This window comes from Marivita sp. (assembly GCF_020055635.1).
Taxonomy (GTDB): domain Bacteria; phylum Pseudomonadota; class Alphaproteobacteria; order Rhodobacterales; family Rhodobacteraceae; genus Marivita.
Map to the genome: position 1 here is coordinate 1 of NZ_JAIPUT010000020.1, position 25,171 is coordinate 25,171.

Below are 25,171 nucleotides of genomic sequence, written 5' to 3' on the forward strand. Positions count from 1 at the left end.
CCCGCCATCGCGCAGGCGCTGCTCCGCCCCGAGGACAGCCTGCATCTGGCCGAACTGCACCCGCAGGAACATGCCGTGCTGCGCGACACGATGCGCGCGCCGAACACACATATCTACCAGCAGGACGGGCTGGCGCTGGCCCAGAGCCTCTGCCCGCCGACCCCGCGCCGGGGGTTGATGCTGGTGGACCCCAGCTACGAGATCAAGGCCGACTATGCCCAGATCCCCAAATGGCTGGCCGCGCTCACCCGCAAGTGGAATGTCGGCGTGGTGATGATCTGGTACCCGATCCTGAGTTCCGGCGCGCACCGCCCGATGCTGCGCGCGCTGCAGGCCGACCACCCCGAGGCGCTGACCCACGAGGTCACATTCCCCCCGGCCCGCGAAGGCCATCGCATGACCGGGTCGGGCCTCTTCATCGTGAACCCGCCTTACGGCCTTGGATCCGCGCTCAAAGCGCTTGGCGCAATGTTCCGCAAGCTGACATGATCCGCGCCGCGCTCGCCCTGCTTTGCCTTCCCGGGCTGGCCAGCGCAAATGAATTACGCTCCGTACCCTATGACACCCTGCGCGCCCTGCCGCACCGGATCGGAACTTTCGACAGCCTGCCCTCGGTCACCGAACCCGGGGTCGATTTCCACCAGCACTGGCGCGCGCCGGGCCTGTCGATTGCCGAACACCTGCTGGGCCAGCGGCTTGAAGAAAGCCACACCGCGCATGGCCGCTTCGATATGCTCAAGGGCCTGCCGAGCGCCCCGCTCCGCGTGATCCCCGGCCCACCGGGGCAGAATTTCACCGTCGCACATCACGCAGGCTTCGGTTCCAACGCGCTTTTCCCGCTGGGTCCGGTGGGCAACACCGGCGCGGACGGGCGCGGCGAGGGCAGCATCGCGATCGCCTTTGACGATCCGCAATTCGCCTTCGGCCTGCGCCTGCACGCCGAATATCCCGATCCGCTGGGCCAGCGTCCGATGCCCCAAACCGCCCAGGTTGCGTTCTACGACGCCGACGCGCGGCGGATCGCCGAAATCGTCCTGCCGCTCGGGCACGGCGTGATCTCGCTGGCGTGGCGCAGCGGCCAAGGTGTGGCCGCCCTGACCATCCAGAACACCGATCCGGGCGGCATCGCGCTTGACGACATTCTCTACGACGTGGCGGACCTCTCGGGTTGACCCCATTGGCGAAGCCCATCCAAGGACATATATCCCTCCCCATGTTTGCAGATTTCCTCAAGCGGCTCACCGCGCCCGACCCCGCCCCCCTGCCCGATGGCGACGCCCGTCTGGCCCTCACCGCCCTGCTGGTGCGCGTCGCGCGCACCGATGGCGTCTATGACGAGAGCGAGAAGACCCGGATCGACCGGATCGCAGCCACCCGTTATGGCCTGTCGCCGTTCGAGGCGACCAAGCTGCGCGGCGAGGCCGAAACGCTCGAATCCGAAGCCCCCGATACCGTCCGCTTCACCTCGGCCATCAAGGACGCGGTGCCCTATGAGGACCGCATCGCGGTGATCGAGGCGCTCTGGGCGGTGGTCCTTGCCGATGGCGTGCGCGAGGCCGAGGAAGACGCCCTGCTGCGCCTGGTGTCCAAGCTTCTCGGCATCAACGATCGCGACAGCGCATTGGCCCGGCAACGCGTGGACAGCGCAGGTTGATCGCAGCCCTGCCGATGTATGACCGGCCCGAGACGCGGGCCGCCAATGATCGCCTCTGGTCGGCGGTCGCGGACCGGCTCACCGAAGCGCCGCGCGACCTGACCCGCGATCTGCCGCTTGACGCGCTGTGGACCGATCCCGACCTGATGTTGTCGCAGACCTGCGGCCTGCCCTATGCGCTGGGGCTGCATGCACAGGTCACGCTGGTGGCCAGCCCCGATTTCCGGCTCGACGGCTGTCCGCCGGGATATTACCGCAGCGTGATCGTCACCCGGTCCGAAGAAACGCGCCGCCTGCGCGAACTCCTGCGCGACCACGCGATCCTCAACGACCGCCACAGCCAATCCGGTCACAACGCGCTCCACGTCTTTGCCCAGACCCACGGCGCGCGTCTGGTCGATCCGGCGGAGAGCGGCAGCCACCGGGCCTCGGCACAGGCCGTGGCCGCAGGCCAGGCCGGAATCGCCGCGATCGACGCCAACACATGGCGCATGATCGCCCGCTGGGACGAGTGGGCCAGCGGCCTCACCGTGATCGCCCGAACACCGCCCACCCCGGCGATGCCCTTCATCTGCGGCCAGGCAGCCGATCCCGAGGCTGTCCGGTCCGCCCTGACCGCCGCGCTCTCGGGCCTCGATGCCGAGGACCGCGACACGCTTGGGCTTTACGGCCTCGCGGATCTGCCCAAAAGCGCCTATCTCGCGGTGCCCCCACCGCCGATCTGACAGGCTTACGTACCGTCACCGGCGCGGAACAGCGCCCGAGTCACGGATTCCTCGTTGCATCGCGCCCGATTTTGGCCTCATCCTGCCATCCATCCTTGACCCAACCCGCCAGAGCGCCTTGTGACAGACACGCCCGTTCTCGAAATAGTCAACCTGCACAAGCAGTACGGCAGCCTTGAGGTCATCAAGGGCGTCGATATTACCGCCCGTCGCGGCGACGTGGTCTCGCTGATCGGATCGTCCGGGTCAGGCAAATCGACCATCCTGCGCTGCGCCAACCTGCTCGAGGACAGCCAGCAGGGCGATATCCTGTTCAAGGGCGAAGCCGTGCACTGGAAAGGCAGCGGTCTGGGCCGCCACCCCGCCGATCCGAAACAGGTGCTGCGCATCCGCACGAACCTGTCGATGGTGTTCCAGCAGTTCAACCTCTGGTCCCACATGACGATCCTGCAGAACGTGATGGAAGCGCCGGTCACCGTGCTCGGCCGCGACCGGGCCGAGGCCGAACAGGCGGCACGCGGCTATCTCGACAAGGTCGGCATCGGCGACAAGTGCGACGCCTTCCCGGCGATGCTGTCGGGCGGCCAGCAACAGCGCGCCGCCATTGCCCGTGCGCTCTGCATGGAACCCGAGGCGCTCTTGTTCGACGAACCGACCTCGGCGCTCGATCCTGAACTCGAACAGGAGGTCGTCAAGGTGATCAGGGATCTGGCCTCCGAGGGCCGGACCATGCTGATCGTCACGCATGACATGAAAATGGCCCGCGACGTGAGCAATCACGTGGTGTTCCTGCACCAGGGCCTGATCGAGGAAGAAGGCACGCCGGACACCCTGTTCGGGGCGCCCAAATCAGAACGGCTGCGGGGGTTCCTATCCTCGACAATGGCCGAATAACCACTCAAGAAACAGGAAGACCACACCCATGAAAACCCTCATCCTCGGCACTGCCGCCCTCGCGCTGACCGCCTCGATGGCCGTCGCACAAGACGACACGGTGATCCGCCTCGGCACCGAAGGCGCCTACCCTCCGTACAACTTCATCAACGATGCCGGCGAGGTCGATGGCTTCGAACGCGAACTCGGAGACGAGCTCTGCGCCCGCGCCGAACTGACCTGCGAATGGGTCACCAACGAATGGGACAGCATCATTCCCAACCTCGTGGCCGGCAACTACGACACCATCATCGCCGGCATGTCGATCACCGACGAACGCGACGAGGTCATTGATTTCACGACCAACTACACCCAGCCCGACCCCTCGGCCTATCTCGCGCTCGACGGTTCGGATGTCGATTTCGACGGTGGCGTGATCGCCGCCCAGGCCGGCACCATCCAGGCCTCCCACATCGCGTCCTCGGGGGCCACGCTGGTCGAATTCGCCACCCCCGACGAGACCATCGCCGCCGTGCGCAGCGGCGAGGCCGACGCGGTACTGGCCGACAAGGCCTATCTCCAGCCCATCGCCGAGGAAAACGCCGACGTGGCGCTGGTCGGCGACGACGTCCTGCTGGGCGGCGGCATCGGCATGGGCATCCGCGAAAGCGACACCGAGCTGCGCGACAGGTTCACCGCCGCGATCGAGTCGATGAAGGAAGACGGCTCGCTCAACGCGCTGATCGAAAAGTGGCTGCCCGGCTCGGCCACGTTCTGAGCCCACTCGAGAAGGGGGCGGCCCGCCTGCCCCCTTCTTCTCTTTCCAAATATGCACATTCCAACCTCCCCAGAGGCGCGCCATTTTCAGCTTTTGCACAGATCCTGACACGCTCGGCACCCTCCGCTGGTATGCGTGTTACCTGACGACCGGCAAGCATATGGGCCTCTACTGGTCCTTCGGCACGGTCCTGCTTCTGCTCGCCATCACCGCGCCCACCGCGCTGGCCTTCGGGTTCGGCGGCGCCTCTGCCGCGCGGTCGAAAATCGCGCCGCTGCGCTGGTTCGGCAAGGGCTATATCGCCATCGTGCGCGGCGTGCCCGACATCGCGTTCTTCCTGTTTTTCGTTCTGGCGCTCGATATCTTCTTCGAATGGATCCGCCACGAGATCAAATGCCCCGACTGGGACCAGTCGATCTGGCAGGGCAATGATTTTGTCGTCTGCGCGGCGGCCAAGCTGCCGATGAACAACGCGCCGCAATGGATCCATGAAACCTACGGCTTCATGCTGGCGGTGCTGACCTTCGCCATCGTCTTCGGTGCCTTCGCGGCCAACGTCCTTTACGGGGCCATGCGCGCCGTGCCCCACAACCAGCTGGAAACCGCCGAAGCCTACGGCATGTCGCGCCGGCAGGTCTATTGGCGCATCCTGGTGCCGCAGATGTGGGTCTTTGCCCTGCCCGGCCTGTCCAACCTCTGGCTGGTGCTGATCAAGGCGACTCCGCTGCTGTTCCTCTTGGGTGTCGAAGACATCGTCTACTGGGCGCGCGAACTGGGCGGCGCCAAGACGCCCCGCTTTACCGATTACCCGCATCCCGACTGGCGCATGTGGTACTTCCTGTTCCTGCTGATCTTCTATCTCGCCTTCACCCGCGTTTCCGAAATCGTCCTCGACAAGGTGATGCTCAGGCTCACCCACGGACAGGCCACGATGGGCGGCGAAGCCCAGAGGAAGGCGGCATGATCATGGTCTGCGTGCTATCCCGCTGGTGCCGGAACGCGCCCGCTTTGCGGACGCTGCCTCCGGCGCGCCGCCTGCTTCGGAGCCAGCGGGCATGAGCTGCTGGGAAACCATCGCCGATTATGGCCTGCGCTCGATCGGGATCGGCGAACGCCTGCTGCCGCGTGACGGCTTTACCTTGTGCCAGCAATTCACCCTGATCGGCTCGGGCATGATCTGGAACATCTATTTCGGCGTGCTGGCGCTTGGCGCGGGGTTCTTCCTCGCGACGGCCGTGGCCCTTGGCAAGGCTTCGAACATCTGGGCCGTTCGCAAGGTAAGCGCGTGGTTCATCTTCCTTTTCCGCGGCTCGCCGCTCTTCATCCAGTTCTTCTTCGCCTATTTCCTGTTCCTCACGCTGAAACCGGTCTCGCCGATCTTCGATCCGTTCACCGCTGCCTGGCTGGGCGCGCTGATCGTGCTGTTCCTCAACACCGCCGCCTATTCCGGAGAGATCTTCTACGGCGCGCTGCAATCGGTCCCGCGCGGCGATATCGAGGCGGCGGACGCCTATGGCATGACCGGCTGGACCCGGTTCAGGCGCGTGACCTGGCCGACCATGCTGCGCCTTGCCTGGCCCGCCTACACCAACGAGGCGATCTTTCTGTTTCACGCCACGACGCTGGTCTATTTTTCCGGCTTCCCGGCCTGGCAGCAGCGCGGTGACGCGCTTTACTACGCGAATTTCTTTGCCGACAAGACCTTCAACCCGTTCATCCCCTATCCGATCCTGGCGTTCTATTTCATCCTTCTGACGCTGCTGATCATCAGCCTTTTCGGTTTGATCAATCGCCGCCTGAACCGGCACCTGCCGCAAGAGGTCCGCACGAAGATGAAGCTGAAACTGAACGTCATTCGGTGAATTTCGCTTGCTAATGCGCATGCGCCCCGCATATCCATTAATTTGATCAAATTCATCAAACGGGGCTCCGATGGACACCCATATTCGCAACTGGCTGCGCAAGAATCCGCAGGTCCGCACGATCCGTGTCGCGGCATCCGACCTCAACGGTCAGGCGCGCGGCAAACGTGTGCCGGCGCGCTTTGCAGACAAGGTGCTGGACGGCGGCACCCGCTTTCCGCTGTCTGTTCTGAACCTCGACATCTGGGGCGAAGACATCGATGACAGCCCGCTGGTGTTCGAGGCGGGTGACGCCGATGGCGTGCTCTGGCCCACCGGGCGCGGCTTCGTGCCGATGCCGTGGCTTGAAGCGCCCAGCGCATTGCTGCCGCTCTGGATGTTCCGCGAAACCGGCGAGCCGTACGAGGGCGACCCGCGCCATGCGCTGAATTCCGTGGTGCAGCGCTACAAGGCGCGCGGCCTGACTCCGGTGGTGGCGATGGAGCTGGAATTCTTCCTGATCGACGACAGCACCCGCAACCTGCAAGTGCCCGCCTCGCCCAGATCCGGCAAGCGCCGCAAGGCGGGCGAGATCCTGTCGATCCGGCTGATCGACCAGTTCGACCGCTTCTTCACCGATCTCTACGATGCCTGCGAGGCGATGGACATTCCCGCCGACACGGTGATCTCCGAGGCCGGGCTGGGCCAGTTCGAGATGAACCTGATGCATTGCGACGACGCCCTGCGCGCCGCGGACGATGCGTGGCTCTTCAAGATGCTGGTCAAGGGCCTGGCCCGCCGCCACGGCTTTGCCGCGTCCTTCATGGCGAAACCCTATCCGGATTACTCCGGTTCGGGCATGCACACGCATTTCTCGGTGCTGGATCAGAACGGCAAGAACGTCTTCGACGATGGCGGCCCCAAGGGCACCGACATGCTGCACCACGCCATCGCGGGCTGCCTGAACGGCATGTATGACAGCACGCTCCTGTTTGCGCCGCACTGGAACAGCTATGACCGGCTGGTGCCCGAGGCCCACGCCCCCACCGGCATTGCCTGGGCCTACGAGAACCGCACCGCCGCGATCCGCGTGCCCTCGGGAAGCGCGTCGGCGCGCCGCATCGAACACCGGGTCGCGGGGGGCGACGTGAACCCCTATCTCACGCTGGCGGCGATCCTCGGCGCGGCCCTGACCGGCATCGAAGACGGCAAGGCGCCGCCCGAGCCGGTCAAGGGCAACGCCTATGCGCTGGATCTGCCGCAGATTCCCGACGAATGGGCCCCGGCGATAGCGGCGTTCGAAAACAGCACGATCATCCCGCGCATCTTCCACGAGGAACTGATCCGCAACCTGGTCCTGACCAAGAAGCAGGAACGCCACTACATGGAAGAGCTCACTCCGGCGGAACGCGTCGTAATATACCTCGATACGGTCTGACGCACATCTTGCCCGCCACGGGCCGAGCGCATAGCTTGAGACCACAAACACCTTGGTGCTTCATGAAAATCGGAATACTGCAAACGGGTCTGGCCCCGGACGAACTCAAGGGATCGTTCGGGGAATATCCCGGATTCTTCGAACGGCTGCTGGCCGGTCACGGCTTCACCTTCCAAAGCTGGTCGGTGGTCGAAAACGACTTTCCCGACGGGCCGGAGGATGCCGATGGCTGGCTCATCACCGGGTCGAAACACGGCGCCTACGAGGATCACCCGTGGATCCCGCCGCTGGAACAGCTGATCCGCGACATCATCGCCGCTGATCGCCCGCTGATCGGGGTGTGTTTCGGCCACCAGATCATCGCGCAGGCGATGGGCGGCAAGGTCACGAAATACGACGGCGGCTGGGTCATCGGCCAGCAGGATTACGTGTTCGGCACCGAAACCCTGACCATCAACGCCTGGCACCAGGACCAGGTCATCGAGGCCCCGAAGGGGGCCGAGGTCGTGGCGCATGGCAGCCATTGCGCCAACGCGGCGCTGCTCTATCCCGGCAAGGCCTTCACCGTGCAGCCCCACCCGGAATACAACGACGATTTCATCAAGGGCCTGATCACCTATCGCGGCAAGGGGCTCGTGCCGGAGGAGCTTTTGCAGGACGCGACCGCGAAAATGGGCAATCCGCTCGACAATGCGCGCCTGGCCGACCAGTTCGCCCATTTCTTCCGTGAAGGGACACTCTCATGACCGACTGGACCGATGCCCTGCCCGATCCCGCCCGCGCCTTTCTCGAAGGCCGCCGGCTGGACGAGGTGGAATGCATCATCGCCGACCTGCCGGGCATTGCCCGCGGCAAGGCGGTGCCGGCGTCGAAATTCGCGCGGCAAGCCTATTTCCACCTGCCGGATTCGATCTTCTTCCAGACCATCACCGGCGATTGGGGCGAAGCCGCAGACGAGGACGATGGCGGCTTCATCGAACGCGACATGATCCTGAAGCCCGACATGAGCACCGCGACGGCCGCGCCCTGGACCGGCGACTGGACGTTGCAGGTGATCCACGACGCGTATGACCGCAAGGGCAACCCGGTGCCCTATGCGCCGCGAAACGTGCTCAAACGCGTGGTGCAGCTTTACCGCGACCAGGGCTGGAAACCGGTTGTCGCGCCCGAGATGGAATTCTTCCTCACCGCCCGCAATCTGGACCCGGCCAAGCCGATCGAGCCGATGATGGGCCGGTCGGGCCGTCCGGCGGCCGCGCGCCAGGCCTATTCCATGACCGCGGTCGACGAATTCGGCCCGGTGATCGATGACATCTACGATTTCGCCGAAGCCCAGGGCTTCGAGATCGACGGCATCACCCAGGAAGGCGGCGCGGGACAGCTCGAGATCAACCTGCGCCACGGCGACCCGGTCAAGCTCGCCGACGAGGTGTTCTATTTCAAGCGCCTGATCCGCGAGGCCGCGCTGCGCCACGATTGTTTCGCCACCTTCATGGCCAAGCCGATCGAGAACGAACCCGGCAGCGCCATGCATATCCACCATTCGATCATGGATATCGAAACCGGCCGCAACATCTTTTCCGGACCGCAGGGCGGAGAAACCGACGCGTTCTTCCACTTCATCGGCGGGTTGCAGACCTACACGCCCTCGGCCATCGCGGTGCTGGCACCCTACGTCAACAGCTACCGCCGCTATGTCAAGGAACATGCCGCCCCGATCAACCTGGCCTGGGGCCGCGACAACCGCACCACCGGCATCCGCATTCCGCTGTCCGGCCCCGACAGCCGCCGGGTCGAGAACCGCCTCGCGGGGATGGATTGCAATCCCTATCTCGGCATCGCGGCCTCGCTCGCCTGCGGCTATCTCGGGCTGATGAACGAGAAATGGCCGTCCAAGCCGCTCAAGAGAGATGCCTATGAGGGTGAGGCGGACATTCCGCAGGTGCTGGGCCAGGCGCTTCAGGTGTTCGAAGAGGCCGAGGACCTGCACAAGATCCTCGGCGAGGATTTCTGCCGCGTCTATTCGATCGTCAAGCGGGCGGAATACGAGGAGTTCCTGCAGGTCATCAGCCCGTGGGAACGCGAACACCTTCTGTTGAACGTCTGATCCGGGATTTCGGACCGGCTTCGCCGGTCCGACCGATCGGGGGGCCAGCCCCCCGAACCCCCCGGGATATTTTTGAACCAGAGAAGATCAGGACCGCGCCCGTGAACCTATTGTTCAGCAATGACACACGCGGGGAATATCCCCGAAGCTGGTACGCCGCGACCGCGACGCCGCTGGCGCCGTTCGCGCCGCTTCAGGGTGAGACGCGGGCCGATGTCTGTATCGTCGGCGGCGGCTATACCGGGCTGTCGGCGGCGCTGCACCTGGCCGAGATGGGCGCGGACGTGGTGCTGCTCGAGGCCCATCGCGTCGGCTTTGGCGCGTCGGGACGCAATGGCGGGCAGCTGGGGTCCGGCCAGCGGCAGGACCAGGTCACGCTGGAGAAGATGGTCGGGCAGGACGCCGCGCGTCATCTGTGGGATCTGGGCGAGGACGCCAAGGCGCTGGTGCGCGGGCTGATCGCGCGGCATGGCATCGACTGCTACATCCGCGACGGCATCGCCTGGGCGGCGTCGCGACCGGCGGACGTGGCCGACCTGCACAGCTATGCCGAACATCTTCAGAAACGCTACGGCCATGACAAGGTCACGCCGCTGGACCGGGACGCGTTTCACGCGCTTTGCCCGTCGCCCGATTATGTCGGCGGCATGCTCGACATGGGGGCGGCGCATCTGCACCCGCTGCGGCTGGCGCTGGGACTGGCCGACGCCGCCGCCAGGGCCGGTGCGCGCCTTTACGAGCGCAGTCATGTGCATGACATCCGGCACGGGCCCAAGGTCACGATCCGCACCGATGCGGGGCACGTGGTGGCCGACCAGGTTATCCTGGCCGCCAACGGGTATCTTGGCGGGCTCGACCGCCAGGTCACCGCGCGGGTCATGCCGATCAACAATTACGTCGTCGCCACCGAACCGTTGGGCGAGGACGCCGCGCGCGTGCTGACGCAGGACGTGGCGGTCGCCGATTCGCGGTTCGTGGTCAATTACTTCCGCCTCAGCCACGACAGGCGCCTGATCTTCGGGGGCGGCGAAACCTATGGCTACCGCTTTCCGGCCGACATCGCGGCGCTCGTGCGCAGGCCGATGACCAAGGTGTTTCCGCATCTCCGGGATGTCCGGGTCGATTACGCCTGGGGCGGCACGCTTGCCATCACGCTCCGGCGCATGCCCTATCTTGCCCGCGTGCGCCCCAACATCCTGTCGGCCTCGGGCTATTCCGGCCACGGTGTCGGCAACGCGATCCAGGCGGGAAAGCTGCTGGCCGAAGCGACGCGCGGGGCCTCGACGGGCTTTGACGCCTTCAACGCGATCCCGCATGGCCGCTTCCCGGGCGGAGGGCTGCTGCGCACGCCGATCCTGAAACTCGCCATGTCCTGGTTCGCGATGCGCGACCGGCTGGGGGTCTGAGCCTCCGGGTGTCGCCACGCCGCATGATTTTCCTGCAAATTTCGTCGCCACGGCGTCATGCCTCTGTCATACTGTCGTGACACCGCGTATTGAACGTGACAGCAAGAAACGGGGCGCAGATATGCCAGACCTTCCGAACATGCACGACGCAGAACCCATCCCCGACGCCGCCCGCGGCGAGATCGAGCGGCTGCTGCACTCCGGGGATCTGTTCCGCTACACCGCGTCCGAGGGATCGCCGGTGGCGCTGCTCGAGGAAGAGTTCGCGGCATGGATGGGCAAACGCTTCGCGCTTGCGGTCAGCAGCTGTTCGGCGGCGCTGTTTCTGTCGCTCAAGGCGTTGGGCCTTCCACGCGACGCGCGGGTCATGATCCCCGCCTTCACCTTTGCCGCCGTGCCGTCGTCGATCGTGCATGCCGATTGCGTCCCGGTCCTGTGCGAGGTCGATGACAGCTACCGCATCGACATGGCGGATTTCGAAGCCAGGCTCGACGACGTCGACGCGGTGATGATCAGCCACATGCGCGGGCATACCTCGGACATGGACGCAATCCTGCGGCTGGCCGCGGCGCGCGACATCCCGGTGATCGAGGACGCCGCGCATTCGCTGGGCACCCGCTGGAACGGGCAGCTTGTCGGCACGCTGGGCGCGGTCGGCTGCTTCAGCTTCCAGAGCTACAAGATGCTCAATGGCGGCGAAGGCGGCATCCTGCTGACCGACGATGCCGACCTGATCGCCCGTGCGGTGATCCTGTCGGGCGCCTACGAGCACAACTGGAAGAAACACCCGGTCCTGCACGAGGCATTTGCGAAATGGCAGAACAAGCTGCCGCTCTACAACCTGCGCATGTCGAACCTCTCGGCCGCCGTCATCCGGCCCCAGCTGGATGAACTGGACCGCCGCGTGGCCAATGGCCGCCGCAACCACGACCATGTCGCCGATCTTCTGCGCCGGTCGCCCTGGATCGATGTGCCCAGCGCCCTGCCCAAGGAAGAGCGTGCGCCGGATTCGCTGCAATTCAGCCTGACCGGGATGGATGATGCATCGGTCGATGCCTTTGTCGAGGTCGCCAGGACGATGGGGGTCACGATCCAGGTCTTCGGCCGCAGCACCGACAACGCGCGGGCCTTCTGGAACTGGGAATTCCTTGGCCCGGCCCCCGACCTGCCGAAGACCCGCCAGATGCTGTCACGCGCCTGCGATTGCCGCCTGCCCGCGCGCCTGACGCTGGAGGATTGCGATGCTGTGGCCGACGTCATCCTGTCGGCCATCGATCATGTCATGCAGCAGCCGGTCCAGGCCACCGCCTGATCACTTGTCGAGCTTCGACAGCTTTTTCTGAAGCTCGGCGAGCTGGGTCTTGATCGCGTCCAGATCCTCGCCCTCCGTCGTGGTCTTGTCGGTCGTGCCCGCGTCGGAATCGTCTGGCGACGGCCCCGACCAGCCCGGCGACACCTTGCCCGTCATCGCCTTGAGGAACGCTTCCTGCTGCGCCTGGATGGCCTCGAAGCCCGGCACGTTCGACATCGGGTTCGCCTTGCTCATGTTCTCGACCCATTTCGACTGGCTGTCGCGGAACATCTCGAAACTGGCGGCAAGGAATTGCGGCACGACGCTGGTCGCCTGCGTCGTGTAGCTGCGCACCAGGTCGTTCAGCACGTTGGTCGGCAACACGCTTTCGCCCCGGCTTTCGTGCTCGGCGATGATCTGCAACAGGTATTGCCGCGTCAGGTCATCCCCCGATTTCAGATCGACGATCTTCACTTCGCGCCCGCCCCGAATGAAGCTGGCGATGTCTTCGAGGGTCACGTAGTCGGATGTTTCGGTATTGTAGAGACGCCGGCTCGCGTAGCGTTTGATCAGCAACGGTTTCTGGTCTTCGGCCAAGGTGTCTCCCTCCCCCGGAATGTCTTTGCTGCATTGCAGCCTACGCACATGCAAAACAAAAAGAAAGCGTTGCTGACGTCATGCAGGCATCCACGAACAAAAAAGGCCGGATCCACGAGGGACCCGGCCAGAATATAGCGTTCCAATTTGGGAGGAGAGAACGCTAATTCATGAAAAGCTTACTTCGCGGCAGTTGTTGCCTTCTTGGCAGCGGTCGTCGCGTCGGCAGTGGCTTTCTTGACTGCGGCGGTCGCGTCTTCCGACAGGTCCTTGCCAGCAGCCATCATCAGTTCGACCGTGTCCATCTGGACCTTCTTCGCGATCTCGGCGAAGGCGGCCATGTTCTCGGCAGCAACTTCAGCTTGCGCGGACGCGAAATCGGTCATCGCTTTTGCATAGTCGGCCGGCTCGGTCTTCGCCTTCGACATGTCGCTCAGCTTGGACAGGGTGTCTTTTGTCCACTTGGCGGAAATCTCGCTCGACTTCTCGGCGGCTTCCAGGGCAACGCTGGACAGCTTTTCGTTCAGGGTCGCTGTTGTCTTGAAAGCGTCTTCCATTGCTTTCGTGTCGACCGGGAATGCGCCCATCATTTCTTTCATGGTCGCGGTCATGTCAGGTGTCTTAGCCATTGTTCAAATCCTTTCCTGCTCTGCGGGCCCACCCCGCTGTCTCTTGCAGATGACAAACAGATACATGCTGCACCGCAGCATTTCAAGTCTTTTTCTGCACTGCAGCAAAAAAATTTCCCTAGGGTCAGGCAAAGCCCGCCGAACGCCTAGGCGGTGGCCTTGATCCGCACATAGGTCCCCGGCGCGGGGGAAAGCGGCGGATGGGCGGTGTCGCCCACATCGCGCGCAGGCACCCACTTGCCCGACCGCTTGGCGATCCACTTTTCCCAGACCGGCCACCACGACCCTTCGGTGTACTCGGCCTGCGCCAGCCAGTCGGACGGCGGCAAGGACAGGTCGGCATTGGTGTAATGGCCGTATTTCTTCTTGGTCGGCGGATTGACGATGCCCGCGATATGGCCCGATTCCGAGACGATGAACGTCTTCGACCTTGACCCCATCGCCTGCACGCCCTTGTAGCAATCCTTCCATGCCGCGATGTGATCGGTCTCGCAGGCGATCGAACACAGCGGCACGTCCACGTCCCGAAGGTTCAGCGTGTGACCCATCAGGTCGAACCCGCCCTCGGCGAACTTGTTGTCCTGGCACAGCCCGCGCAGGTACTGCATCGCCATCTTGCCCGGCAGGTTCGCCCCGTCACCGTTCCAGTACAGAAGATCGAAGGCGGGCGGGGTCTCGCCCATCATGTAGCTCTTGATCGCGGGTCCGTAGATCAGGTCGTTCGACCGCAGATAGCTGAAGGTACGCGCCATGATGAAGGACTTGAGGATGCCGGTCTCGCCGATCTCGGCCTCGATCCCGTCGATGAAATCATCCTGCAGGAACGGCGTGAATTCGCCCTGGTCCGAAAAATCGGTCAGCGCCGTGAAGAAGGTGGCGGACTTGATCGAACTGTCGCCGCGCTGCTTCATCAACGACAGCGTGAGGCTCAGCGTGGTGCCCGCGATGCAATAGCCGATCGCGTTGATCTTCTCGACACCGCAGATCGCCTTCACCTCGTCGACCGCCCGCAGGTAGCCATCCTCGATATAGGTATCCAGCCCGACATCCTTGTACGACTCGTCCGGGTTGATCCAGCTGACCACGAACAGCGTGTAGCCCTGATCGACGACCCAGCGGATGAAGGAATTTTCCGGTTTCAGATCGAGAATGTAGAACTTGTTGATCCAGGGCGGGAAGAGCACGATCGGTGTTTCGCGCACCTTTTCGGTGGTCGGCTTGTACTGGATCACCTCCATCATGTGGTTGCGATACACCACCTCGCCCTCGGCGGTGGCGATGTTGGTCCCGATCTCGAACGCGCCCTCGTCGGCCAGCCGGACCACCAGCTCGCCATTGTTGGCTTCGAGATCCGCCACCAGGTTCTCAAGACCCTTCACAAGGCTCTCGCCCTCGGTTTCCAGCGCCTTCTGAAGCGCATCCGGATTGGTCGCCAGGAAATTCGTCGGTGCGAACATGTCGACGATCTGCTGGGCGAAATAGCGCAACCGCTTCTTCTCGGTCGCGTCCATGTCCTCGATATCGTCCACCGCGGTGCGGATCGCCTCGGCGTTTATCAGGTATTGCTGCTTGATGAAGTTGAAATACGGATGCTCGTCCCACAGCGGGTTCTTGAACCGCCGGTCCTTGGGGCCGGGATCCGCCGGAGCCTGCAACTTGCCCTTGGCCAGCGCCTGCTGTGCCTCGACGTAATGGGTGACGGACTTGCCCCAGAATTCGATCTGATGTTCGAGAATCTTTGCCGGGTTCTGCACCCATTCCTGCCAATAGGCCTGCATCGCGTGCCCGAACAACATCGAGTCCGGCGCGCTCAGCGACGGGTTGACCTTCTTCTTGCTGGAGAGCGCAGACATGAGCCGCTGCGTGAGCGTCTCGATCTTTTGCAAATTGGCCTCAAGTTCCGCGCTCATTTCTGGTGCGGCAACGTCGTTGGTTGTCATGACCAATATTCCCCCCTAGATATGCTGCCATGCAGAATACAGTCGCCTGCGTTGGGAGGCAAAGCGACGAATTGGCCCGGATCCCGGGCCGGCTTTAAGGAGACGCCTCTATGCGCCACATGATGACATACGATCTCATGGAAACTTTTCGCAATACGAATCAATGGCTTGGCTCGACAGCGCGCACCATGGCCTCGTACCCGGCCTGGGCCATGCTGCCCAATCCGGCGGTTCAGTGGATGGCCGCCTGGGGCGAGGTCACCGAACGCACATTCGAGCGTATGGTCGTCAAACCCGACTGGGGGATTCGGACATTCACCCATGAAGACGGCAAGGACCACCTCGTCGAGATTGAGACCATAGTCGAACGTCCCTTCGGGGATCTGATCCACTTCAACGTCGTCGGACGCAAGGAACAGCCCCGCAAGATCCTGCTGGTGGCGCCGATGTCCGGGCATTATGCAACGCTCCTCCGCTCCACGGTGAAATCCCTACTCGTGAACTGCGAAGTTTACGTGACGGATTGGCATAATGCACGCGACATTCCCGTCAGCGCCGGAAAGTTCGACGTCGAGGACTACACCCTCTACCTGATGGACTTCATGCGCGAGCTGGGTCCCGACATCAACGTCGTCGCGGTCTGCCAGCCGGTGCCGCTGACGCTTGCCGCAACCGCCTACCTGGCCGAACTGGACCCGGACGCGCAGCCGCGCACGCTGACCCTGATCGGCGGCCCCGTCGATCCCGACGCGACGCCGACCGACGTGACCGATTTCGGCGCCCGTGTGACCATGGGCCAGCTCGAGGAAACCATGATCCAGCGGGTCGGTTTCAAATACCCGGGCGTCGGCCGCATGGTCTATCCCGGCCTCTTGCAGCTGGCCTCTTTCATCTCGATGAATGGCGAACGGCACGCCGATGCATTCTCGAACCAGATCCAGAACGTCATGCGCGGCGATGCGTCGGACCATGATGCGCATAACCGCTTCTACGACGAATACCTGGCGGTGATGGACATGCCGGCGGAATTTTACCTCTCCACCGTCGACCGCATCTTCAAGAAGCGCGAAATCGCCAAGAACGAATTTGTCGTCGATGGGCACAAGGTCGATTTCGGCGCGATCACGCGGGTCGCGGTGAAAACCGTCGAAGGCGCGAATGACGACATCTCGGCCCCCGGCCAGTGTATCGCAGCCCTCGGCCTCTGCACCGGCCTGCCGGACGACAAGAAGGCCAGCCATGTCGAACCGGGCGCTGGCCATTACGGCATCTTCGCCGGCAAAAGCTGGCGCAACAACATCCGCCCGCTGGTGCTCGACTTCATCGACAGCAACGCGGCCGGACCCGACACCGCGAAGAAAGCCAAACCGGCGAACACCAACGCCGCATGAGACACGAAGGGCCGATCCCGGGATCGGCCCCTTTCGTTTGCGCAGGCCGGACCACTCTGTCCTGTCAGACAACGCAGGGCTCCGGCCTTGACGGCTCGTGATGGTCCATGCCCCGAAGCCCCGACAGGACCGGCCCAACCACACCTCAGGTCGGAAATCTGTCAGCGCATACCGACACGTAACGCGTCACCAAATGTTGACATATGCCATGCCCTGCATGGATAACCTGTAAAAATGCGGTAACGGCGGCGGCAATGGACCTAATAAGAGTCACATTTGAGTGCGAAGACTGCGGTGGAACCGTCCTCGAGACGGACAGCCATCCGTCCAACGATTCCGTCGTCCGTTGCAAGCGGTGCGGATGGGTCTATGGGACCTTCCGAGACCTCAAACGAAATGCCGTCGATGAGGCTCTCGGTTTCGCTCTCGCCACTGCCACCCAGAGAATTAAGAAACGCAGCAGAAAACTCTACTGATGTGATGTCCATGGATTTGCGTCACCCCAAGTCTTTAAGGGTGATACGCAAGGCACCAGGTTTGGATCACTTCTTTTTGGTCCGCACCGTATCGGGCGACCGCTCGCAAGCCAGAGCACCGCGCCAAAAAGCGCCCGCCGCGCGGGCATGGCGCATTCCGATCAGACAGCGCCAAGGCGCAGTCGCGGGGCCGTTATCCCTCCGCCGCCCAGATCATGTCGATGAACCGCTGCGTCCCCAGGCTGAATTCCAGCGGACAGGGAAAATCGGCCTCGCCGCGCACCGCCGCGCCAAAGGCTTCGACCTGCAACACGTAATGGTTCGCGCCGGGATAGCGCAGCGTTTCGGTCAGCTGCCCCTGGCGCGTCACCCTCAGTTCGGCGTCCGAATGCACCAGCGGGTTGAACCCGGTCACCACCTCGATCACACCCTTCGATCCGTGAAAGGACACGTTCTGATAGGGCGTCATCCGCATCGACGTGAGCGACGTCAGCGTGAACCCGTCGAACTGCGCCAGCGCCTCGGTCCGCACTTCCACGCCATTCTCGCGCCGGATATCCGCGAACAGCACCTTCTCCGGCTCCTTGCCGGTGACGAACCGCGTGCATCCCAGAGTGTAGACGCCGATATCCGGAAGGCTCCCGCCGCCGGTCTCGACGCTGTTGCGGATGTTTCCGGGATCACCGGAATTGTCATAGGTGAAGGTCGCGTTCACCCGAAGAAGGTCACCGATCGCGCCCTCCTGCAGCCATGTGCGCACCTGTTGCCACTGCGGGTGATGCACGATCATGTAGGCCTCGGCCGCCATCAGTCCGGTCTGGTCTCGCAGCGCGATCAGCGCCTCGATCTCGTCGGCCTGCATCGCGATCGGCTTTTCGCACAGCACATGCTTGCCCGCATCGAGCGCCTTGCGCGTCCATTCGACATGCAGCGTGTTGGGCAGCGGGATATAGACCGCATCCACCTCCGGGTCGGCCAGAACAGCCTCATAGCTGTCGACCACCCGCACCCCCGCCGCGATCTCCTGGAACGGGGCCGCCTTGGCCGGATCGGACGTGGCCAGAACCGCCAGTTCCGATCGCCGCGCCGCGTGGATCGCCGGGGCCATCTGCTCCCTCGCGAATGTCGCCGCGCCCAGAATACCCCACCGAATTGCCGACATATCGAAACCTCCCTGTGATCCGCCCTTGCGTAGCACAGAAAAACGCCGGGCACAGGCCCGGCGTTCCCGTCGCAATCTCGGTTCGGGATCAGGCGCTTGCCAGCAGCCCCTGCTCCTTGGCCAGGTCCCGCATGCGCTTCTGCAATTTCTCGAAGGCCCGGACCTCGATCTGGCGAATCCGCTCGCGGCTCACGTCGTATTGCCCCGACAGGTCTTCGAGCGTGACCGGCTTGTCCGCCAGCCGCCGCTGCGTCAGGATATCCTTCTCGCGGTCATTGAGAACGTCCATCGCCTGCACCAGCATCGCGCGCCGCGCATCCAGCTCGTCTTTCTCTTCGTAATCCGTGGCCTGATCGGCGCTTTCATCTTCAAGCCAGTCCTGCCACTGCATCGTGCCTTCGCCTTCGGACCCGACCGTCGCATTCAACGACGCATCGCCGCCCGACAGACGCCGGTTCATCGAAATGACCTCGTCCTCGTTGACGCCCAGGTCATGCGCGATCTTGGCCACGTGCTCGGGCCGCAGATCGCCGTCTTCCAGGGCACCGATCCGCGACTTGGCCTTGCGCAGGTTGAAGAACAGCTTCTTCTGCGCGCTTGTCGTGCCCAGCTTCACCAGCGACCAGGACCGCAGGATGTATTCCTGGATCGAAGCGCGGATCCACCACATCGCATAGGTTGCCAGCCGAAAGCCCTTTTCCGGGTCAAACCGCTTGACCGCCTGCATCAGGCCGACATTCGCCTCCGAGATCACCTCGGCCTGCGGCAGCCCGTAGCCGCGGTAGCCCATGGCGATCTTCGCCGCGAGTCGCAGGTGGCTCGTCACCATCCGGTGCGCCGCTTCGGTGTCTTCCTGCTCGACCCACCGCTTGGCGAGCATGTATTCCTCTTCCGGTTCCAGAAGCGGAAACTTCCGGATTTCCTGCAAGTATCGGCTCAGTCCGGCTTCCGGTGACGGGGCCGGGAGATTCGCATAATTGGCCATACCCTTGTCCCTCCAATGTTTACGGGCTTAACATCCTATTTGGGACTCAACCCCGCGGATTTCAAGTTTCAATCGTCTTGCTGAGTCCAATTTAACGCACAAGGAGCCGCGTGTAACCCGAGTGTCAGTGCACTCACGCACATGGGACGATTGTTTCAAGCACGCAATATCGAGATCAGATCAGCCATGTCTTGAGGCAACGCAGCCTCGAACCGGATGGTTTCGCCGCTCACGGGATGGTCAAACCCCAGGACGGCGGCATGCAGCGCCTGCCGGTCGAACGCCGCCACGGCCGCCATCGCCGCCTCCGACAGCGCGCCCTTGGCCACCTTGCGCCGCCCGCCATAGACCGGATCTCCCACCAATCCGTGCCCCGCATGCGCCATGTGCACCCGGATCTGATGTGTGCGCCCGGTCTCCAGCCGGCACTCCACCAGCGACAGCTGCGCCGGCGTGCCATAGACCTCCTGCACCCGCGCCCGCGTGATCGCGTGCCGACCGTGACCGAAGAACACCGCCTGCCGCTGGCGGTCGGTCTTGTGCCGCGCCAGATCGCTGGTGATCTTGATCACCGCGCCGGGTTCGATCGACACGCCGCGCACCCCGCGCAGACGCGGATCGCCCGGATCGGGATGACCGTGCACCAGCGCCTGGTAAAGCCGCTCCACCGAATGCGCCGCGAACTGGTCCGCCAGCCCGTGATGCGCCCGGTCGGACTTGGCGATCACCAGCAACCCGCTTGTGTCCTTGTCGATCCGGTGCACGATTCCCGGGCGCCCGACACCGCCGACCCCCGACAGCCGCCCGCCGAAATGATGCAGCAGCGCGTTGACCAGCGTGCCCGTCGGCGTGCCCGGCGCGGGATGCACCACCATGCCCGCGGGCTTCATCACCACGATGAGATCCTCATCCTCGAACCGGATATCCAGCGGCAGCGCTTCCGCCTCGATATGGCTTTCGACCATGGCAGGCACCGCGATCTCGATCACGTCGCCTTCCGCCACGCTGGCCTTGGGGTTGCTCAGGACCTCGCCCGCGCACCGCACCGCACCCGCGTCGATCAGCCGGGCCAGCCGCGTCCGCGACAGTGCCGCTTCCTCTGGCACGTCCCGTGCCAAGGCCTTATCAAGGCGCGGCGGTGGCGCGGCCCCGATGGTCACGCGCAAGATGGAGTCAGACATGGACAACGCCCCCGAAGATCAGGTCCCCGAACCGGCCAACCTGCGATTCCTGCGGCGGCTGGTGACGGTCCTGACCGCAACTATGATCGCCGGGGTCATACTCATCACCGCGTTGATTGTCATCCGCTACAATCAATCCGCGACACCGCTGCCCGACACGATCACCCTGCCCGACGGCACCACGGCCACCGCCTTCACCCAGGCGCGCAACTGGTACGCGGTGGTGACCGAAGATGACCGCATCCTGATCTTCGCGCGCGACACAGGCCGCCTGATGCAAACCATCCAGATCGAAACAGAGTGAGGATGGTACCGACACCCCGGCTCGAACGGGGGACCTCTTGATCCACAATCAAGCGCTCTAACCTACTGAGCTATGTCGGCACTGGGTGGCGAAATAACGGCAGGCTCCGGCCATTGCAAGACCCATCTGCCCCTACAACGCGACTTCCCACGCCTGTTCGACCAGATCGACCCCAAAGCTGCGCACCGGCCTCGACGCGGTACAGCGCCAGCCCTTCGCCCGGTAAAGCGCACAGGCCGCTGCGTGGCTTTCATGGGTCCAGAGCTGCATCCGCGCATAGCCCCTGTCGCGGGCGAATCCCATGCAGGTCTCCAGCATCAAGGCCCCAAGCCCCTTCCCGCGCGCCTCGGCGGTCAGCAGGAACAGCCGCAGCTTCGCGGTTCGGTCGTCGAGCCGCACGCAAAAGATGCTGCCAAGGCGCGCGCCCCCGGACACCGCCACCCAGCCGCGTTCGCAACCCGGGTCCCGATGCGCCTCGAAATCCCGCAGGATCGTCGCCACCAAGGCTGCGAAGGTGGCGTCGAACCCTTCGACCTCGGCATAGTGGCGGCGATGCAGGTCGACCAGCCAGTCAAAGTCGCCGGGGCCATAGTCCCGCAAGGTTACACCGTCAGACATGCCGTGATCCTGCCCCGGCACGACCTTGCAAAACAAGCCCCCCGGCGCTATGGCCCGTGTCCTGACCCGCAATCCGCCGGAGACCTGTCATGGGCATCAACACAGAACGCGACATCGAAGCCAACCTTCAGATCGGCCCGACCGACCTGGGCATGGTGCGTCTCTTCATTCTGGCCGACGGCCTCGAGATCCCGATGGATTTTTCCCCCGAGGAAGCCGACGAGATCGCCGAGGAAATCAAGCTCGCCGCCACCGCCGCCCGCAAGGTCAAGCCCAAGCGCTGAGCATCGCCTCCGGATCGCGCAGCGCCTGCAGCCTGCGCGCCGCATGCACCGCGAATTTGCGGATCAGCTTGGTGCGCCGCGCCGCCGCCAATTTGTCTTCGGGCGCCATCCGCACGATCTCGGCGTCATAGCCATCGGCGATGATCAGACCGGTCTCCACCGGCAGCAGTTCCGACGGAAAGTCGAGATCGACCGCCCAGAAATAGCGGTCACACCAGTCAAGATAGCCCTCCCATTTCTGGTCCGACTGAAAATCCGCCCGCGAGGATTTGCATTCGACAACCCAGATCTCGCCTTTCGGCCCCAATGCCATCACGTCGACCCGAAGACCGCGGTCCGGCACGAATTCCTCGACCACCGCGAATCCGTGGCTCGCAAGGTGACGGCACACCCCGCGGGCCAAAAGCTGTCCGGGCAGAACATCGCCGGCCCGACCGGCGTGTGGATCGAATACAGAGGTCATACCGGACACAGATGAACAAAGTGAGAACAAAAATCAAGACGCCGCAGCGCCTGATCGCAAATACCCCCTTGTCAGACGGCCCTGCCCCGCCTACCTCAGAGACAGGCGGGTTCTGCCCTTCTCGTGCTAGGTTGCATTCCGGTGGCCTTAAGCAATTCCGAGGGAGTTGGCTCTGTCCGGGCCCTGGTCCGGTTACCCGACGCCCACCTGTACATACAGGTCCTCGGGAATGAGAGAACCACACGGTTGGCGTGGTTCCCGCCGCTTATTTCCCTGAAAACTTTCGGATTTGCCCACGGGGCGCATGCGCCTCGGCGCGGATCGGCGTCAGGCCGATCGGCATGCCGCGATGATCGTCATCATCGTCATCCTCGTCGTCATAGGTCATCAACATGATCGAAATGCCGAACTGGACACCGGCAAAGACGATGCCGTTGAACAGCCAGAGCAGGAACACGGCCAGGAACCCGACATCGGTGTGGGTCACCAGGTGCCATAGATTGACCACGTTGAAATAGAGCAGAAGACCGACGAAAATCGCGGACAGGGCAAACCCGATCACGCTTTGGTGGATATACATCTTGATCAGGTCCGGCATGGGTTCGCCTCGCTTTCCTCAAGGGTAACGTAGGAGGACCGGATCGGGTTTCAAAGCGCCTCGAAGCCGCAGGTCGTCCAGACCTCGAAACCAGACCTCAAAAAGCCTCGGGCCGCGCCTCGCGCGCCATGTGATCCAGCACGGCATTGACGAATTTCGGCTCTTTGCCTTCGGGAAAGAACGCCCGTGCCACATCGACATATTCGTTGATGATCACCCTGGGCGGCGTTTCGGTGGCCACAAGTTCGGCTCCGGCGGCGCGAAACAGCGCCCGCAATGTCGGATCGATTCGCGCTATGGGCCATTTCGCCACCAGCCCGCGGTCGGTCATCTGGTCGATCTTTCCCTGCCAGTTGACGGCCTCGTCGGTGATCCGGCGGAACAGGTCCACGTCGCCCTCGACAAGGGCGGTCCCGTCCTCGTCCTGCGCCAGCCCGAACCGGTGATCGAGAAATTCCACCGCGACCCGGTCCACCGACTGTCCGGACTGTTCCATCTGGAACAGCGCCTGCACGGCATAAAGCCGCGACGCAGAGCGCTTCTGGCGTTTTTCGTCCACCTTGCGGGGCTTGGCAGCGGGGCTCATGCGATGTCCGGGTCCTTCGGGGTGCCTGCGATCTTGAGTTCATCCCGTTGCGGGACAAATCCGACACCTTTGCGTTGCGCGCCCCACTTACGGCTGAGCGCGATCAGGTGCAAGGCCGCTGCAGCCGCGCCGCCACCCTTGTTCTGGCCCGACACGTCGGCACGCGCCTGCGCCTGCGCCATGTTCTCGACCGTCAGGATGCCATTGCCGATGCACAGCCCCTGCAACCCCAGAAGGGTGATCGCCCGCGAACTGTCGTTGCACACCGTTTCGTAATGCGTGGTTTCCCCTCTGACGACACATCCCAATGCGACATAGCCATCGAAATTCGACAGCCGCTCGGCGATGCCGATGGCCGTCGGCACCTCAAGAGCGCCCGGCACCTCGATCAGGTCATGCGTGCCGCCACATGCCTCGATCTCGGCCTGCGCCCCGGCGATCAGCTGATCCGCGATATGCCGGTAGTACGGTGCAACCACTATCAAGAGCTTGACGGGCCGGTCGAATTCCGGCCGGTCCAGCGTGTGATGCGCTTCGGATGACGCCATCAGCCCAACTCCGAGATCTTGCGCGTGCCGACGATTTCAAGCCCGTAGGCCTCCAGCCCCACCACCTTGGGGGTCGGAGAATTGGTCAGCAGCGTCAGTTTCGACAATCCAAGCGACGACAGGATCTGCGCCCCCAACCCGTATTGCCGCAAGGTCTTGGGCGACACCTCGTCGCCCACATCCATCTTCATCGACGTGTCGCGCAGCAGCACGACGACACCGCGCCCCTCGTCGGCCACCGCCTGCATGGCGTCCTGGAATTCATCCGCCCGGCCCTTCGGCCCGGTGCCCACGACATCCAGCATCGGGTCCATCGCGTGCATCCGCACCAGCACCGGCGCGTCACCCGACAGATCGCCCTTGGTCAGCACGATATGTTCGTCGCCATGGGTTTCGTCGGTATAGATTCGCATCTGCCATTCGCCGCCGAATTCCGAGGTGATGGTCTCTTCGGTGCGCACCCGCACGAGGTTGTCATGCCGACGCCGATACGAGATCAGGTCACTGATCGTACCGATCTTGAGGTTGTGCCGCTGCGCGAATGCCACCAGTTCCGGCAGCCGCGCCATCGACCCGTCATCGTTCATGATCTCGCAGATCACCCCCGCCGCGTTCAGCCCGGCAAGGCGCGACACATCCACCGCGGCCTCGGTATGCCCGGCGCGCACCAGCACGCCGCCATCCTTGGCACGCAGCGGGAACACGTGCCCCGGCGTCGCGATGTCCTGCGCCGCCTTGGTGCCGTCGATGGCCACCGCCACCGTCCGCGCGCGATCCGCCGCCGAGATCCCCGTCGTGACCCCTTCGCGCGCCTCGATGGACACCGTGAAGGCGGTCTCGTGGCGCGACGAGTTGTTGGTCGACATCAACTCCAGTCCCAGGGCCTCGATCCGCTGCGACGTCAGCGCCAGGCAGATCAGCCCGCGCCCGTGTGTCGCCATGAAATTGATCACGTCCGGCGTCGCCCATTGCGCGGGGATCACCAGATCGCCCTCGTTCTCGCGATCCTCGTGATCGACAAGAATGAACATCTTGCCGTTGCGGGCATCCTCGATGATTTCCTCGACCGAAGAAATTGCGTCTTTCCAGTTTTCTTCGACCGGACCGGGGTTTTCAAATGTGCTCACGCGGGCCTCCGTCTTTGCCTCTGCGCACTTAAATCAGCGCGCGGGAATTGACCAGTGAAACGTCCCGTACCGATCAACCGTACGGTTCGACCTGGCTATTCGTACGGTTCGCTGAAAACTGCGCCCAAATCGACGCAGGGACATCGAAACCCAGCTTTTCTCGCTCCGG

Annotated in this window: 28 protein-coding genes and 1 tRNA gene; 16 read left to right on the forward strand and 13 right to left on the reverse strand. The window is 63.7% G+C overall.

Annotation, left to right across the window (positions count from 1 at the left end):
- The 13 genes from rlmJ to LCF60_RS11310 all read left to right on the forward strand — a co-directional run.
- A partial coding sequence (rlmJ, locus tag LCF60_RS11250) for a 23S rRNA (adenine(2030)-N(6))-methyltransferase RlmJ (protein ID WP_292291851.1) occupies nt 1–489 on the forward strand: 489 nt, incomplete at its 5' end.
- Entirely contained in the window at nt 486–1,172 is a 687-nt protein-coding gene (locus LCF60_RS11255; RefSeq protein ID WP_292291853.1) for a hypothetical protein, read from the forward strand. The genes rlmJ and LCF60_RS11255, both read left to right, overlap by 4 nt.
- A 41-nt stretch (nt 1,173–1,213) precedes the next feature.
- A complete protein-coding gene (locus LCF60_RS11260) occupies nt 1,214–1,654 on the forward strand; it encodes a TerB family tellurite resistance protein (protein ID WP_292291854.1) in 441 nt (146 codons plus the stop codon).
- Nucleotides 1,651–2,379, forward strand: coding sequence for a PhnD/SsuA/transferrin family substrate-binding protein (locus LCF60_RS11265; RefSeq protein WP_292291855.1), 729 nt, complete (start codon nt 1,651–1,653; stop codon nt 2,377–2,379). The genes LCF60_RS11260 and LCF60_RS11265 overlap by 4 nt, the downstream gene beginning before the upstream one ends.
- A 120-nt stretch (nt 2,380–2,499) precedes the next feature.
- Nucleotides 2,500–3,273: an ATP-binding cassette domain-containing protein gene (locus LCF60_RS11270; RefSeq protein ID WP_292291857.1), complete on the forward strand. Its 774-nt coding sequence runs from the start codon at nt 2,500–2,502 to the stop codon at nt 3,271–3,273.
- 28 nt (nt 3,274–3,301) lie between these two features.
- Nucleotides 3,302–4,030 (forward strand): transporter substrate-binding domain-containing protein, encoded by a 729-nt coding sequence (locus LCF60_RS11275; RefSeq protein ID WP_292291858.1) that lies wholly within the window; start codon nt 3,302–3,304, stop codon nt 4,028–4,030.
- Between the two features lie 82 nt (nt 4,031–4,112).
- Nucleotides 4,113–4,994: an ABC transporter permease subunit gene (locus LCF60_RS11280; RefSeq protein WP_292291928.1), complete on the forward strand. Its 882-nt coding sequence runs from the start codon at nt 4,113–4,115 to the stop codon at nt 4,992–4,994.
- Nucleotides 4,995–5,085: 91 nt separating this feature from the next.
- Nucleotides 5,086–5,892 (forward strand): ABC transporter permease subunit, encoded by an 807-nt coding sequence (locus LCF60_RS11285; RefSeq protein ID WP_292291859.1) that lies wholly within the window; start codon nt 5,086–5,088, stop codon nt 5,890–5,892.
- A gap of 82 nt (nt 5,893–5,974) precedes the next feature.
- Nucleotides 5,975–7,309: a glutamine synthetase family protein gene (locus LCF60_RS11290; protein ID WP_292291929.1), complete on the forward strand. Its 1,335-nt coding sequence runs from the start codon at nt 5,975–5,977 to the stop codon at nt 7,307–7,309.
- Between the two features lie 62 nt (nt 7,310–7,371).
- Entirely contained in the window at nt 7,372–8,055 is a 684-nt protein-coding gene (locus tag LCF60_RS11295; RefSeq protein WP_292291861.1) for a type 1 glutamine amidotransferase, read from the forward strand.
- Nucleotides 8,052–9,416: a glutamine synthetase family protein gene (locus LCF60_RS11300; protein WP_292291862.1), complete on the forward strand. Its 1,365-nt coding sequence runs from the start codon at nt 8,052–8,054 to the stop codon at nt 9,414–9,416. Before LCF60_RS11295 ends, LCF60_RS11300 begins: the two co-directional genes overlap by 4 nt.
- A 101-nt stretch (nt 9,417–9,517) precedes the next feature.
- On the forward strand, nt 9,518–10,822 hold the full coding sequence (locus tag LCF60_RS11305) for an FAD-binding oxidoreductase (RefSeq protein WP_292291863.1): 1,305 nt from the start codon (nt 9,518–9,520) through the stop codon (nt 10,820–10,822).
- Nucleotides 10,823–10,943: 121 nt separating this feature from the next.
- Nucleotides 10,944–12,134 carry an aminotransferase class I/II-fold pyridoxal phosphate-dependent enzyme gene (locus tag LCF60_RS11310; RefSeq protein ID WP_292291864.1) on the forward strand — a complete coding sequence of 397 codons (1,191 nt, stop codon included), beginning with the start codon at nt 10,944–10,946 and terminating at the stop codon, nt 12,132–12,134.
- Here the strand turns inward: LCF60_RS11310 and phaR are convergent, their stop codons facing one another.
- The 3 genes from phaR to phaC form a co-directional block, all read right to left on the reverse strand.
- Nucleotides 12,135–12,710 carry a polyhydroxyalkanoate synthesis repressor PhaR gene (gene phaR, locus LCF60_RS11315; protein ID WP_292291865.1) on the reverse strand — a complete coding sequence of 192 codons (576 nt, stop codon included), beginning with the start codon at nt 12,708–12,710 and terminating at the stop codon, nt 12,135–12,137. It abuts the gene before it with no gap.
- A 179-nt stretch (nt 12,711–12,889) separates the two neighbouring features.
- Nucleotides 12,890–13,339, reverse strand: coding sequence for a phasin family protein (locus LCF60_RS11320; RefSeq protein ID WP_292291866.1), 450 nt, complete (start codon nt 13,337–13,339; stop codon nt 12,890–12,892).
- A gap of 146 nt (nt 13,340–13,485) precedes the next feature.
- The gene (phaC, locus tag LCF60_RS11325; RefSeq protein WP_292291867.1) at nt 13,486–15,279 is read right to left on the reverse strand and encodes a class I poly(R)-hydroxyalkanoic acid synthase; all 1,794 of its coding nucleotides are present in this window, start codon (nt 15,277–15,279) and stop codon (nt 13,486–13,488) included.
- A gap of 110 nt (nt 15,280–15,389) precedes the next feature.
- Between phaC and phaZ the strand changes: the two genes are divergently transcribed.
- Nucleotides 15,390–16,670, forward strand: a complete 1,281-nt coding sequence (gene phaZ, locus LCF60_RS11330) for a polyhydroxyalkanoate depolymerase (protein ID WP_292291869.1) — start codon at nt 15,390–15,392, stop codon at nt 16,668–16,670.
- A 669-nt stretch (nt 16,671–17,339) separates the two neighbouring features.
- Here the strand turns inward: phaZ and LCF60_RS11335 are convergent.
- The 3 genes from LCF60_RS11335 to LCF60_RS11345 all read right to left on the reverse strand — a co-directional run bounded on the left by LCF60_RS11335 (nt 17,340) and on the right by LCF60_RS11345 (nt 20,474).
- Entirely contained in the window at nt 17,340–18,308 is a 969-nt protein-coding gene (locus LCF60_RS11335; RefSeq protein WP_292291870.1) for a Gfo/Idh/MocA family oxidoreductase, read from the reverse strand.
- A gap of 88 nt (nt 18,309–18,396) precedes the next feature.
- Nucleotides 18,397–19,293: an RNA polymerase sigma factor RpoH gene (gene rpoH / locus LCF60_RS11340; protein WP_292291871.1), complete on the reverse strand. Its 897-nt coding sequence runs from the start codon at nt 19,291–19,293 to the stop codon at nt 18,397–18,399.
- Between the two features lie 155 nt (nt 19,294–19,448).
- On the reverse strand, nt 19,449–20,474 hold the full coding sequence (locus LCF60_RS11345) for an RluA family pseudouridine synthase (RefSeq protein WP_292291873.1): 1,026 nt from the start codon (nt 20,472–20,474) through the stop codon (nt 19,449–19,451).
- Here LCF60_RS11345 and LCF60_RS11350 point away from each other — a divergent pair.
- Entirely contained in the window at nt 20,473–20,778 is a 306-nt protein-coding gene (locus tag LCF60_RS11350) for a DUF6476 family protein (protein WP_292291875.1), read from the forward strand. The two genes, LCF60_RS11345 and LCF60_RS11350, sit on opposite strands and share 2 nt — an antisense overlap.
- A gap of 3 nt (nt 20,779–20,781) precedes the next feature.
- On the opposite strand, the gene LCF60_RS11355 is transcribed toward LCF60_RS11350, so the two are convergent.
- Nucleotides 20,782–20,858: transfer RNA gene (locus LCF60_RS11355), tRNA-His, on the reverse strand.
- 52 nt (nt 20,859–20,910) lie between these two features.
- Complete coding sequence (locus LCF60_RS11360; RefSeq protein WP_292291877.1) at nt 20,911–21,396, reverse strand: GNAT family N-acetyltransferase; 486 nt, start codon at nt 21,394–21,396, stop codon at nt 20,911–20,913.
- 89 nt (nt 21,397–21,485) lie between these two features.
- On the opposite strand from LCF60_RS11360, the gene LCF60_RS11365 reads away from it, so the two are divergent.
- The gene (locus LCF60_RS11365; RefSeq protein ID WP_292291878.1) at nt 21,486–21,680 is read left to right on the forward strand and encodes a DUF6324 family protein; all 195 of its coding nucleotides are present in this window, start codon (nt 21,486–21,488) and stop codon (nt 21,678–21,680) included.
- Here the strand turns inward: LCF60_RS11365 and LCF60_RS11370 are convergent.
- The 5 genes from LCF60_RS11370 to ribB all read right to left on the reverse strand — a co-directional run bounded on the left by LCF60_RS11370 (nt 21,664) and on the right by ribB (nt 25,002).
- Entirely contained in the window at nt 21,664–22,143 is a 480-nt protein-coding gene (locus tag LCF60_RS11370) for an MmcB family DNA repair protein (RefSeq protein WP_292291879.1), read from the reverse strand. The genes LCF60_RS11365 and LCF60_RS11370 overlap by 17 nt on opposite strands.
- 265 nt (nt 22,144–22,408) lie before the next feature.
- Complete coding sequence (locus LCF60_RS11375; RefSeq protein ID WP_292291880.1) at nt 22,409–22,741, reverse strand: hypothetical protein; 333 nt, start codon at nt 22,739–22,741, stop codon at nt 22,409–22,411.
- Nucleotides 22,742–22,838: 97 nt separating this feature from the next.
- Nucleotides 22,839–23,327 (reverse strand): transcription antitermination factor NusB, encoded by a 489-nt coding sequence (gene nusB, locus LCF60_RS11380; RefSeq protein ID WP_292291881.1) that lies wholly within the window; start codon nt 23,325–23,327, stop codon nt 22,839–22,841.
- A complete protein-coding gene (locus LCF60_RS11385) occupies nt 23,324–23,875 on the reverse strand; it encodes a 6,7-dimethyl-8-ribityllumazine synthase (protein ID WP_292291882.1) in 552 nt (183 codons plus the stop codon). Before LCF60_RS11385 ends, nusB begins: the two co-directional genes overlap by 4 nt.
- Nucleotides 23,875–25,002 (reverse strand): 3,4-dihydroxy-2-butanone-4-phosphate synthase, encoded by a 1,128-nt coding sequence (gene ribB, locus LCF60_RS11390; RefSeq protein ID WP_292291883.1) that lies wholly within the window; start codon nt 25,000–25,002, stop codon nt 23,875–23,877. The genes LCF60_RS11385 and ribB overlap by 1 nt, the downstream gene beginning before the upstream one ends.
- Between the last annotated feature and the right edge of the window lie 169 nt (nt 25,003–25,171).

Coding starts and splice junctions, on each gene's coding strand:
- LCF60_RS11255 (WP_292291853.1), top strand. CDS start 486: ATGATCCGCGCCGCGCTCGCCCTGCTTTGCCTTCCCGGGCTGGCCAGC.
- LCF60_RS11260 (WP_292291854.1), top strand. CDS start 1,214: ATGTTTGCAGATTTCCTCAAGCGGCTCACCGCGCCCGACCCCGCCCCC.
- LCF60_RS11275 (WP_292291858.1), top strand. CDS start 3,302: ATGAAAACCCTCATCCTCGGCACTGCCGCCCTCGCGCTGACCGCCTCG.
- LCF60_RS11285 (WP_292291859.1), top strand. CDS start 5,086: ATGAGCTGCTGGGAAACCATCGCCGATTATGGCCTGCGCTCGATCGGG.
- LCF60_RS11295 (WP_292291861.1), top strand. CDS start 7,372: ATGAAAATCGGAATACTGCAAACGGGTCTGGCCCCGGACGAACTCAAG.
- LCF60_RS11300 (WP_292291862.1), top strand. CDS start 8,052: ATGACCGACTGGACCGATGCCCTGCCCGATCCCGCCCGCGCCTTTCTC.
- LCF60_RS11310 (WP_292291864.1), top strand. CDS start 10,944: ATGCCAGACCTTCCGAACATGCACGACGCAGAACCCATCCCCGACGCC.
- LCF60_RS11320 (WP_292291866.1), bottom strand. CDS start 13,339: ATGGCTAAGACACCTGACATGACCGCGACCATGAAAGAAATGATGGGC.
- phaC (WP_292291867.1), bottom strand. CDS start 15,279: ATGACAACCAACGACGTTGCCGCACCAGAAATGAGCGCGGAACTTGAG.
- phaZ (WP_292291869.1), top strand. CDS start 15,390: ATGCGCCACATGATGACATACGATCTCATGGAAACTTTTCGCAATACG.
- LCF60_RS11335 (WP_292291870.1), bottom strand. CDS start 18,308: ATGTCGGCAATTCGGTGGGGTATTCTGGGCGCGGCGACATTCGCGAGG.
- rpoH (WP_292291871.1), bottom strand. CDS start 19,293: ATGGCCAATTATGCGAATCTCCCGGCCCCGTCACCGGAAGCCGGACTG.
- LCF60_RS11350 (WP_292291875.1), top strand. CDS start 20,473: ATGGACAACGCCCCCGAAGATCAGGTCCCCGAACCGGCCAACCTGCGA.
- LCF60_RS11345 (WP_292291873.1), bottom strand. CDS start 20,474: ATGTCTGACTCCATCTTGCGCGTGACCATCGGGGCCGCGCCACCGCCG.
- LCF60_RS11360 (WP_292291877.1), bottom strand. CDS start 21,396: ATGTCTGACGGTGTAACCTTGCGGGACTATGGCCCCGGCGACTTTGAC.
- LCF60_RS11365 (WP_292291878.1), top strand. CDS start 21,486: ATGGGCATCAACACAGAACGCGACATCGAAGCCAACCTTCAGATCGGC.
- LCF60_RS11370 (WP_292291879.1), bottom strand. CDS start 22,143: ATGACCTCTGTATTCGATCCACACGCCGGTCGGGCCGGCGATGTTCTG.
- LCF60_RS11375 (WP_292291880.1), bottom strand. CDS start 22,741: ATGCCGGACCTGATCAAGATGTATATCCACCAAAGCGTGATCGGGTTT.
- nusB (WP_292291881.1), bottom strand. CDS start 23,327: ATGAGCCCCGCTGCCAAGCCCCGCAAGGTGGACGAAAAACGCCAGAAG.
- LCF60_RS11385 (WP_292291882.1), bottom strand. CDS start 23,875: ATGGCGTCATCCGAAGCGCATCACACGCTGGACCGGCCGGAATTCGAC.